The following is a 10,235-nucleotide window of genomic DNA, read 5'->3' on the forward strand; positions in this document are numbered from 1 at the left end:
AGGGCCGAGCGGCTCGTTTTACCCGTCCGGCCGGCACGGTTGCCGATGGTTTACATTTGGAACTATTGACCTGAGATGAAAACGATATCAATAGTAAAGCGATTTAAAAATGGAACCATACACATGTCGACACGGGACCGGTCTGGCTGCCCCATCAACCTGTCGCTCGAACTGCTCGGCGACCGCTGGACGCTGCTCATCATCCGCGACCTGGTCTTCGCCGGAAAAAAGCACTTTCGCGAATTCCTGCAATCCGATGAGGGCATTTCCTCGCGTACGCTGGCCGAGCGCCTCCAGACATTGCAGGACGAAGGCATCCTCACCCGCAGCGGTGATCCCACGCATGGGCTGAAGGCGATCTATCGCCTGACCGAGGCCGGCATCGACCTTTTGCCCGTGCTGGCCACGCTCGGCGCCTGGGGCAGCAAGCACCGCAAGGCCGACGATGATCTGGCAAGGATCGCCGATAAGCTCGCTGCCGACGGCGAGCCGGCGCTGGAGCGCCTCAAGCAGGCGCTGCGGGCGGAGCATCTCGGTTGATGGATGTCGCCAAGGTGGCCTCGGGGACAACGACCCGCACAGGCAACGCGCGTTAGAAAGTGCGTCACGGCCCTCTGTTCGGAATAGCGCAAAAACAAGCAATTGGAACGGTTGCGTGATGCATTGCAGCACGCCGGCGACGAGCTATGGCGTGCGCAATATGTCGGCGCCCGCCTGCTCATCGAACAGCACGGCGCAGCCGCACTGCAGCGCGACTTCACTCAGCGCATTCGCGACTGTTTCGTCGGCCGAGACGAAATCGCCGGTCAGCACCCGCAATTCCTCCACGGCCTTGGCCATCGAAACCAGCCGCCCCGCGGCGCGGTCGGTCGAGCAGGCGTTGACGACGCAAACCAGATCGATCATTTCAAAGTTGCCCATGCCAGCCTCCGCACGCGGCGCCCTTCGGCCGTCAACGCGATTGTGAGCGACAATGTTCCGGCGGATCGCGACCTCGCTTGACAGCGAGCAATGTTTGTTCTCTTTATGTTCCATACTCTACAACGTCGCGAGGAACCGGGGATGGAGCCCACCATCCTGCATGCCGATCTCGACGCTTTCTACGCCTCGGTCGAGCAGCTTCTCGACCCCTCGCTGCGCGGCAAGCCGATCGCGGTCGGCGGCGGCGTCGTGCTCGCCGCCTCCTACGAAGCCCGCGCCTTCGGCGTGCGCGGCGGCATGCCGGGGCGCAAGGCGCGCGAGCTCTGCCCGCAGTTGATTTTCGTCGGCGGAAATTTCCGCGACTACCAGCGGCTCGGCGACGCCGCGATGAAGGTGCTCGACGATTTCACGCCGCTGGTCGAGCGCATCTCCATCGACGAGGCCTTCGCCGATGTCGCCGGTTGCACGCATCTGTTCGGCCAGCCGCGGGAGATCGCCTCGACCATTCGCCGCCGCGTGCGAAGCGAACTCGGCCTGCCGATCTCGATCGGCGTGGCGCGCACCAAGCACCTGGCCAAGATCGCCTCGCAGGTGGCCAAGCCCGATGGGCTGGTGGTGGTCGAGCCCGGCACCGAGATCGCCTTCCTGCATGACCTGCCGGTCTCCCTGATGTGGGGCGTCGGCCCGGCGACCAGCGCGCGGCTGGCCGAGATCGGCGTCCAGACAATCGGCGAACTGGCCAGGACGCACAGCGGCGCGCTGGCGCGGCTGCTCGGCCCTGCCGCCGGCGAAAAGCTTGCCGCCTTGTCGTGGAACCGCGATCCGCGCAAATTGGAAACACGTCGCCGCGCCCATTCGGCCGGTGCCCAGTCGGCGCTTGGCCGCAAGCCGGCACTGGAATGCGTCTACATACCCGTCCTGCTGCATCTGGCCGACCGGGTCGCCAGCCGGCTGCGCGCCAAGGCGCGCCCCGGCCGCACGGTGACGGTGCGCGTGCGCTTCGCCGACCTCAGCGCCGTCACCCGCTCGATCACGCTCGACCAGCCGATCTCGGCGACGGTGATGCTGGCCGAGATCGCGACAGACCTGGTGCGGGGCGTGCTTGCCGATCATCCGCATGACAGGACGATTTCGCTGCTGGCGATCTCGGTCTCGCATCTGGAGGAAAGTGCCGAATTGCAGCTCGAACTGCCGCTCGGCCTCGCCGACGAAAAGCGCCGCCCCGGCACCAGGAAGGGCCTCGCACGCTTCGGCGCCGACCGCGCCATCGACAAGATCCGCGAGCGTTTCGGCAAACAGGCCGTCGGCTACGGCACCGTGGCGCTGGAGGCGGCCCGCTCGGTGCCCGACGAGTTCAGGGAATTGGCGCAGAAGGAATTGTAAGCGGGAATGGCTGTCTGCGCTTCCCGAATGGCGCACACCAGTTGGCTTCAGAGCCGCATCGTGCCGAAGACCCGATCCCAGAACAGCGACGTCACGCCGAAATTGACGTTTTCGTCGACATGATGATGCAGCGCGTGGCGGCGCTTCAGCGTGTAGAGATAGCTCGGATGAGTGGGATGCCAGTGATGGATCACATGGTGGATGCTGACGTACCATAGGTAGCCCAGCATCAGCCCGCAGCTCGCCGCGCTGGCGACCGCGAAATCCGAGACCATCCATACGGGAAAGAACGCGACAAGCGCATGCACGCCGAGGCTGAGCCAGGTCGGCGTGCCCACCGGACTGCGCTCCTCGACATGATGGCGGGCGTGCAGATCCCTGATCCAGGGAATGTGGTGAAGGACGAAGCGGTGCATGACGTATTCGATCAGCGTCCACAGACACAGGCACGCCAGCGCCGTCGCCAGCCAGCCTGGCGCGCTCTCTTCGCCGGCCTCGATAAGCCCGGCCACAGCCAGCAGGGCGATCGCCAGGGGGTAAACCACGAAGTCGCTGTAGTATCCAATGAGACCGAGTTCCATCGGAGCAAGCCTTCAACGCCGAAGAAGCGACAGATTGCCGAATGCGCGGGCGGGGAGCAACGCGGATGCGCCTGACATAGCGTCGCAATCACCTCGCGCAAGGCCGGCGGCAACGATTTGGAAGCAGAGTCAACCGGCTGCTGCCCTCGAAACCAGCCTCGCAACGAGCTGAAAAATGGCGGAACTCAGCGCGGCCCGAATGGACGGCCAACTCTTGATCGCCATCAACCGCGCGGCACCGTCGACGTGGCCGCGATGGCGTACTTCACATTGGATGGCACACCCTCACCCAAACCTCGCCGCCGTCCACGCCCCATCAGCCGCGTTCGACTCCACCGCCGCGGCGACGAACTTCACGCCGCGCGCGCCGTCGACCACATCGGGCACCTGCGCCGCCCGGGCCGCATCGACAGCAGCGCCCGAACGATGCGCGCGGATGATGTCGGCGGCGTCGCGGTAGAAATTGGCGAAGGCCTCGATATAGCCTTCGGGATGGGCGGCCGGCATGCGTGACACGCGCCGGCTTTGCTCGGTCGAGCCATGGCCGCCGCGCACGAGCGTGCGGGTTTCCTCGCCATATCTGGAGAAGCGCAGTTCCTCGGGCCGCGTGCCCGACCATTCAAGCCCCGCCTTGTCGCCATAGATGCGCACGGAGAGATCATTATAGTGGCCGGGCGACGTCTGGCTGGCCAGGATCGTGCCGCGTGCCCCGCCCGCCCAGCGCACCAGCACATGCGCGTTATCATCGAGCCGCCGTCCCGGCACGGCGGTGAACAGGTCGGCCGACACCGTCTCGGCCTCGCGGCCGCTGATGAAACTCGCCAGATTGAAGGCATGCACGCCGATATCGGCCAGCACCGCCGACTGGCCGGCGCGCGCCGGGTCGGTGCGCCATTCCGCCTGTTTCTGGCCGTCGGCATCGATCGGCCTGGTCAGCCAGTCCTGGATATAGGCGCCGTGCACGGAGACGATGCGGCCGAGTTCGCCCGCCGCCACCATCTCGCGCGCCTGGCGCACCATGGCGTAGCCGGTGTTGTTGAGGGTCACGACGAAGCGGCGATTTTTCTCCCGCGTCAGCGCCACCAGGGCTTGCGCCTCGCCCAGCGTCGTCGACAGCGGCTTGTCGCAGATCACATCGATGCCGGCTTCCAGAAAGGCTGTCGCGACCGGCGCGTGCAGGTGGTTGGGCGTGACGATGACGACCGCCTCGATGCCGTCCGGGCGCGCCGCCTCCGCCTTTGCCATCATGCGGTAATCGGCATAGCTGCGCTCCGGCGCGATGCCGATCTCGGCGGCCGAGGCGGCGGCGTTCCCGGGGTCGGACGACAGCGCGCCGGCCACCAGCGCGATCTGGTCGTCGAGCCGCATGGCGAGGCGATGCACCGCGCCGATGAAGGCGCCCTGCCCGCCTCCCACCATGCCGACGCGCAAACGCTTGCCCGCCGATCCGTCCGATGTCGCATAGACCATGTTTGTCTCCTCCGATTTAAGGATGTTAAGCCAGCACCCACCGTCGAGTTCTGTAGCGCCCCCCTCTGTCCTGCCGGACATCTCCCCCACAGGTGGGGAGATTGGCAGCGTCGACCGCGACGCCTTTCATGCAACGCTGGCAATTTGGCGAAAGCCGGCGTGACATCCGATCTCCCCCCTTGTGGGGGAGATGTCCGGCAGGACAGAGGGGGGCGCCATAGGGTGCTATGTTGAATGCATCGAACTTCTTCGCTGCAGAACAGCTACCACCCTCGAACAGGATTTCCAATTTTCATATTGTAAAACGATCGTATCGCGCTAGCCTGAAATCATGAGCGGGGCGCGCAAATCATCCGGACGGTCCAGCGCCGACGAGGCGACGACCCGCAAGCGCGGGCGCTCGCTGGCGGCGCTCGGCTATATCAAGCCGCAGACTTACGAGGAGCTGCGCGCGGTGCTGTCGTCGGGCACGGTCCATTTTCCCAAGCGGCTGCGCCAGGTCGCGATCTTCCTGTGGCAGCATCCGAGCGACGTCGCGCTCGGCACCATCGCACAGGTCGCCGCGCAGGCAGGGGTGCAGCCTTCGACGCTGGTGCGCTTCGCCCAGATCTTCGGCTATGCCGGCTTTTCCGATTTCCAGGGCCTGTTCAAGGACCATGTCAAGGCGTCCTGGCCGGAAGGGCGCGGCCAGGAACGCACGCCGCGCGTATCCAATGCCGACCTGCATTTCCTGCGCGGCATGGTCGGCGCCTCGCAGGCCTCGCTCGGCCGCATCGAAACCGGCTTCGATATCGAGAGCTTCGAGAAAATGGTGGCGTTGCTTTCGGCCGCCGAGCTGATCTACGTCATCGGCTCCAAGCGCGCCTTTCCCGTCACCAGCTATCTCTCGCTGACCTTGTCGCAGCAAGGCGTGCGCAATGTGCTGGTCGACAATGTCGGCTCCACCGCGCTCGACCAGGTCGGCTGCATCGGCAGACGCGACGCGGTGCTGGCGGTCTCCTTCAGTCCCTACAATTCGATCACGCCCGACCTCGTCGCGGTCGCCCACGAGCGGCGCGCGCGGATCGTCACCATCACCGACAGCACTTTTTCTCCGCTGGTCAAGTTCTCGGACACCTGGCTGGAAGTTGTGGAACAGGACTTCGCAGGCTTCCGCTCGCTGGCGGCGTCGCTCGCCGTCGGCATGGCTTTGGTCCATGGTGTCGTGGCCCAACGGGCAGAATGATTGCGCGGTTGACTAACGGGAACTGACATTCCATATCTTCAGAAATAGAAACTTTGTTCCGGGAGGAGGAATGGAGCTTCAGCTCGACGGCAAGATGGTGCTGGTCACCGGCGCGACGCAAGGCATCGGCCGGGCAGTCGCCGAAACCTTGGCGCGTGCCGGCGCCGGCGGCCTGCTGGTCACCGGCCGCGACGGGACGCGCGGCGAGGCCGTTGCTGCGGAGCTCTCGCAAGCGGGCACGCCGGCACACTTCATCGCCGCCGAGCTTTCCGACCCGGCAGCCCCTGCCCTCCTGGCGCAAGCCTGCATCGACCGCTTCGGCCGTATCGACGGTCTCGTCAATGCCGCCGGCCTGACCGACCGGGCCTCCTTCCTCGATGCGACCCCCGACGACTGGGCCTCGCTGTTCGCCGTCAATGCCCGCGCCCCTTTCTTCCTCATGCAGGCGGCGATTGCCGACATGCGGAAGCGGGGCCAGGGCGGCGCGATCGTCAACATCCTGTCGATCAATGCCCATTGCGGTTCGCCCGAGCTCGCCGTCTATTCCGCCACCAAGGGCGCGCTGGCGACGCTGACCAGGAACGCCGCCAACGCCCACCGCTTCGACCGCATCCGCGTCAACGGCATCAATGTCGGCTGGACCGATACGCCCGCCGAGCGCGTCATGCAGGCCGAGACGCTCGGCCACGGCGCCGGCTGGCTCGATGCCGCCAACGCCGCGCAGCCCTTCGGCCGGCTGTTCTCGGCGGAGGACGTGGCCAGGCTCGCCGTCTTCCTTCTCTCCGACGCCGCGGGACCGATGACCGGCTCGCTGATCGACCAGGAACAGTGGGTGATCGGAGCCAACCGGTGAGCAGAGCCGCGCACGAGACGCTCGGTCCGGCCTTGCTCGGCCGCCTGACGGCGACGGTGCAAAGGCCCGGCTATGACCGTGCCTTGCTCCAGGCAGGCATGGCGCATCTCGGCGTCGGCGCCTTCCACCGCTGCCACCAGGCCGAATACACCGACGACCTCTTGGCGCGGAGCTTCGGCCGCTGGGGCGTGGTCGGCATCAACATCCGTCCGCCGGCGCTCGCCGATACGCTCGGCCCTCAGGACGGGCTCTACACCAGGCTCATCCGCCAGGATTCCCATGTCGAGGCCCGCGTCATCGGCAGCATCGTGCGCATTGTCGATAGCCAGGCGAGCGCTATGCCCGCGCTCGAAGTGCTCTCCTCCCCGGACATCGAATTCGTGACGCTGACCGTTACCGAAAAGGGCTATTGTCATATTCCGGCCAGCGGCGCGCTCGACCTCGACCATCCCGACATCGTCCACGATCTCGCAAACCCGCTGACGCCGCGCAGCGTGCCCGGCATTCTGGCGCGGGCGCTGGAGCAACGCATGGCCACGCACGGCCGGCCGCTGACGCTGCTCTCCTGCGACAACATCCCGGCGAACGGCACCATCCTGGAAAATGTCGTGCGGACTTTTGCCGAACGGCGCGGCAACGGCCTTGCCGGCTGGATCGCCCCCAATGCCGCCTTCCCCAGCGCCATGGTCGACCGCATCGTGCCGGCGAGCACGCAGGCCGATCTCGACGGTGTGGAGCAGCTTTTCGGCTACCGCGATGGAGCCGTCGTTGCCGGCGAGCCGTTCCGGCAATGGGTGATCGAGCAGAAATTCGCCGGCCGCGTGCCGCGCTGGGACCTGGTGGGGGCAACCTTCGTCGACGACGTCACGCCGTTCGAGCATCTCAAGATGCGTGTGCTGAACGGCGCTCAGACGACGCTCAGCTATCTCGGCGTGCTGGCCGGCCTTGAACACACTTTCGATGCGATGGCGGACCCGCTGCTGTCGGCCTTCGTGCGCCGCATGCTCGTCGAGGAGACGCTGCCAACGTTGAAGCCGGTGCCCGGCATGGACCCATCAGCCTATGTCGAGCAGAGCCTTGGCCGTCTGCAGAATACCGCGATCCGCCACCGCAACCACCAGATCGCCACCGACGGCTCGCAAAAGATCGTGCAGCGCCTGCTCAACCCGATCCGCGATCGGCTGGGCGAGGAAAAAAGCATTGCGCTGCTGTCGGTATCCGTCGCCGGCTGGATGGCCTATCTGATCCAGGCTTCATCCCGGTTCGGCCGGCGCTGGCCGGTGTCGGACCCCTATGCCGGCAAGATCGCAGGCATAGCGGAGGCAAGCGGACGCGACGTCCCGGTACTGGCTGCGGGCATCCTGGCGATTGACGCCATCTTCGATCCCGCCCTCGCCGCCAACGACATGTTCCGCAAGGCCGTCACATCGGCGCTCGACGGGCTGTTGTCGGACGATCCGATGGCAACCGTCAGGCATGCATGCGCGCAACCGGCAGATGAGCGGTTGAAGCAACCGGCACGATCTGCATAGTAGGAATCGGTCGTGAATTCACGACCAGGGGAGGCACTATGAGGCTTGGACTGCTCACCGCACCGTTCGCGGAGACGCCGCTCGACGCGGTCGCCGACTGGGCAAGCTCGGCAGGCTTCGAGGCGCTGGAAATCGCCTGCTGGCCGAGAGCCTCCGGCGCCAGCCGCCGCTATGCCGGTACAAGCCACATCGACACCGCCGCGACCTCGCCGGCGCAGGCCAGGGACATCGCGGCAAACCTTGCCGGCAAGGGGCTGACCATTTCCGGTCTCGGCTATTATCCCAACCCGCTGCATCCCGATGCCGCCCACCGCAAGACGGTGATCGACCATCTGAAGCAGGTGATCGTGCTGGCCGCGAATATGGGCGTGCCCCTGGTCAACACCTTCTGCGGTGGCGATGCCTCGAAGACCGTCGACGTCAACTGGCAGCACGCGCTCGAAATCTGGCCCGATATCGTCGCCCATGCGCGCGATCACGGCGTCAAGCTCGCTTTCGAGAACTGCCCGATGATCTTCAGCTATGACGAATGGCCGGGCGGCCACAACATCGCCTATTCGCCGCTGGTCTGGCGCCGCATCCTCGAAACCTGGGGCGGCGATGTCGGGATGAATTTCGATCCTTCACACCTGGTCTGGCAGATGATCGACCAGGCCCGCTTCATCAGGGAATTCGGCCCCTACATGTTGCATGTCCACGCCAAGGACCTGATGATTGATCATGATGGTTTGTACGAGCGCGGAATCCTTTCGTCTGGCATAGGCTGGCAGGTGCCGCGCATGCCGGGGCTGGGCGATGTCGGCTGGAACGGCTTCTTCTCCGGCCTCTACCGTGCCGGCTATGACGGCCCGATCATCATCGAGCACGAGGACCGGTGGTTCGAGGGCAGCGACGATAAGGTCAAGCGCGGTTTCCTGCTTGCCCGCGACGTGCTGCGTCCCTTCGTCAAATGAAGGCGCAAAAACAACATCGGGGCGCCGCCTGAATCTCTTTCTGCGCGGCCCGGTGTAACGACTTGGAATTGAAACGAAAATCAAAGTGGAGGAAATCTGAAATGAAGAAATACCTGACCATGGTGCCGCTGCCCATTGTTCCGCTCCTTGCCGGCGCTGCCTTGCTGGCCTCGATGGGCGCCTCGTCCGCCGAGGGCAAATACACGATCGGCATCTCCAACACCGTGCAGGGCAATGGCTGGCGCGAGGAGATGGTCTGCGCCATGAAGGCGCAGGCGCTGGCCTCCGGCGAAGTGACCAAGCTCAACATCGCCCACCGCAATACCGACGCCGCCGGGCAGCTCGAGGACATCCGCAACCTGATCAGCGCCAAGGTCGACGCCATCGTCGTCAATCCGGCTGATCCCGCCGGCATCAAGGCGGGGCTGGAGGAAGCCACCAAGGCCGGCATCGTTGTCGTCGCCGTCGACCAGGCGGTCACCGAACCCTCGGCCTACATCATCTCCAACAACCAGGAACAATATGCCTATCTCGGCGCCAAATGGCTGTTCCAGCAGATGGGCGGCAAGGGTGAGGTGTTTTACATGCGCGGCGCCGCCGGCGCCTCCGCCGACTCGGATCGCGACAAGGGCTTCAAGAAGGCGCTGGCCGAATTCCCCGACGTGAAGGTCGCGCAGGAAGTGTTCACCGGCTGGCAGCAGGACCAGGCCAAGCAGCAGATGCTGTCCTTCCTCGCCACCGGCACGCCGTTCAACGGCGTGTGGACCTCGGGCATCGACAACGTCATCGTCGACGCGCTGGTGGAATCGCAGGCGCCGATGGTGCCCGTGGTCGGCGCCGACAATGCCGGTTTCGTCGGCCAGCTGAATTCGGTCAAGGACCTGGTCGGGGCCGCCGTGACCAATCCCGGCTCGATCGGCGGCGCCGGCGTGACGCTCGCGCTCCAGATCCTCGACGGCAAGAAGCCGGCGCAGCAGACCGTTCTGGTCGAGCCGCAGCTCTGGGAAAACGCCACCGAGGAAGGCAAGGCCAAGCTGAAGGCCGCCGCCGATCCGTCGCTCAGCCCGGAATGGCCGGTCTCGATCTCGATCCCGGACTGGACGACCTACACCAAGGACCAGATCGTAGCGTGCAAGGGGCCGGGGGAGTAAGGGCTATTTTGATTGGCTAGCGAGGATGGCGTTTGCCGTCCCCGCCAACCAAAGGTTTGATAGGTTAGCGCTCTACGGCGCCCCCCTCTGTCCTGCCGGGCGAAGTGCATGCCCTGATGGGCGCCAATGGCGCCGGCAAGTCGACGCTGGTGAAGATCCTGACCGG

Annotated in this window: 10 protein-coding genes and 1 pseudogene; 8 read left to right on the forward strand and 3 right to left on the reverse strand. The window is 65.4% G+C overall.

Features of this window, described 5'->3' with window-relative positions:
• The first annotated feature begins 123 nt into the window (after positions 1–123).
• Positions 124–540 (forward strand): helix-turn-helix domain-containing protein, encoded by a 417-nt coding sequence (locus FJ426_RS25860; RefSeq protein ID WP_140521490.1) that lies wholly within the window; start codon positions 124–126, stop codon positions 538–540.
• A 144-nt stretch (positions 541–684) separates the two neighbouring features.
• Here the strand turns inward: FJ426_RS25860 and FJ426_RS25865 are convergent, their stop codons facing one another.
• The gene (locus FJ426_RS25865; RefSeq protein WP_140500063.1) at positions 685–921 is read right to left on the reverse strand and encodes a hypothetical protein; all 237 of its coding nucleotides are present in this window, start codon (positions 919–921) and stop codon (positions 685–687) included.
• Between the two features lie 141 nt (positions 922–1,062).
• Between FJ426_RS25865 and dinB the strand changes: the two genes are divergently transcribed.
• Positions 1,063–2,304 (forward strand): DNA polymerase IV, encoded by a 1,242-nt coding sequence (gene dinB, locus FJ426_RS25870; RefSeq protein WP_140500065.1) that lies wholly within the window; start codon positions 1,063–1,065, stop codon positions 2,302–2,304.
• Between the two features lie 47 nt (positions 2,305–2,351).
• On the opposite strand, the gene FJ426_RS25875 is transcribed toward dinB, so the two are convergent.
• Complete coding sequence (locus tag FJ426_RS25875) at positions 2,352–2,885, reverse strand: sterol desaturase family protein (RefSeq protein WP_140500066.1); 534 nt, start codon at positions 2,883–2,885, stop codon at positions 2,352–2,354.
• 285 nt (positions 2,886–3,170) lie between these two features.
• On the reverse strand, positions 3,171–4,355 hold the full coding sequence (locus FJ426_RS25880; protein WP_140557839.1) for a Gfo/Idh/MocA family oxidoreductase: 1,185 nt from the start codon (positions 4,353–4,355) through the stop codon (positions 3,171–3,173).
• A 331-nt stretch (positions 4,356–4,686) separates the two neighbouring features.
• Between FJ426_RS25880 and FJ426_RS25885 the strand changes: the two genes are divergently transcribed.
• The 6 genes and pseudogenes from FJ426_RS25885 to FJ426_RS25910 all read left to right on the forward strand — a co-directional run.
• Positions 4,687–5,580 carry a MurR/RpiR family transcriptional regulator gene (locus FJ426_RS25885; RefSeq protein ID WP_140500070.1) on the forward strand — a complete coding sequence of 298 codons (894 nt, stop codon included), beginning with the start codon at positions 4,687–4,689 and terminating at the stop codon, positions 5,578–5,580.
• A 70-nt stretch (positions 5,581–5,650) separates the two neighbouring features.
• Positions 5,651–6,433, forward strand: coding sequence for an SDR family oxidoreductase (locus FJ426_RS25890; RefSeq protein WP_140500072.1), 783 nt, complete (start codon positions 5,651–5,653; stop codon positions 6,431–6,433).
• On the forward strand, positions 6,430–7,965 hold the full coding sequence (locus FJ426_RS25895; protein ID WP_140521487.1) for a mannitol dehydrogenase family protein: 1,536 nt from the start codon (positions 6,430–6,432) through the stop codon (positions 7,963–7,965). Before FJ426_RS25890 ends, FJ426_RS25895 begins: the two co-directional genes overlap by 4 nt.
• Positions 7,966–8,003: 38 nt before the next feature.
• Positions 8,004–8,918, forward strand: coding sequence for a sugar phosphate isomerase/epimerase (locus FJ426_RS25900; protein WP_140557833.1), 915 nt, complete (start codon positions 8,004–8,006; stop codon positions 8,916–8,918).
• A 101-nt stretch (positions 8,919–9,019) separates the two neighbouring features.
• The gene (locus FJ426_RS25905; protein WP_140516043.1) at positions 9,020–10,069 is read left to right on the forward strand and encodes an ABC transporter substrate-binding protein; all 1,050 of its coding nucleotides are present in this window, start codon (positions 9,020–9,022) and stop codon (positions 10,067–10,069) included.
• Between the two features lie 86 nt (positions 10,070–10,155).
• A pseudogene (locus tag FJ426_RS25910) lies at positions 10,156–10,235 on the forward strand (ATP-binding cassette domain-containing protein); the annotation flags it as partial.

It is taken from the genome of Mesorhizobium sp. B2-6-4, from assembly GCF_006441495.1.
Lineage (GTDB): Bacteria > Pseudomonadota > Alphaproteobacteria > Rhizobiales > Rhizobiaceae > Mesorhizobium.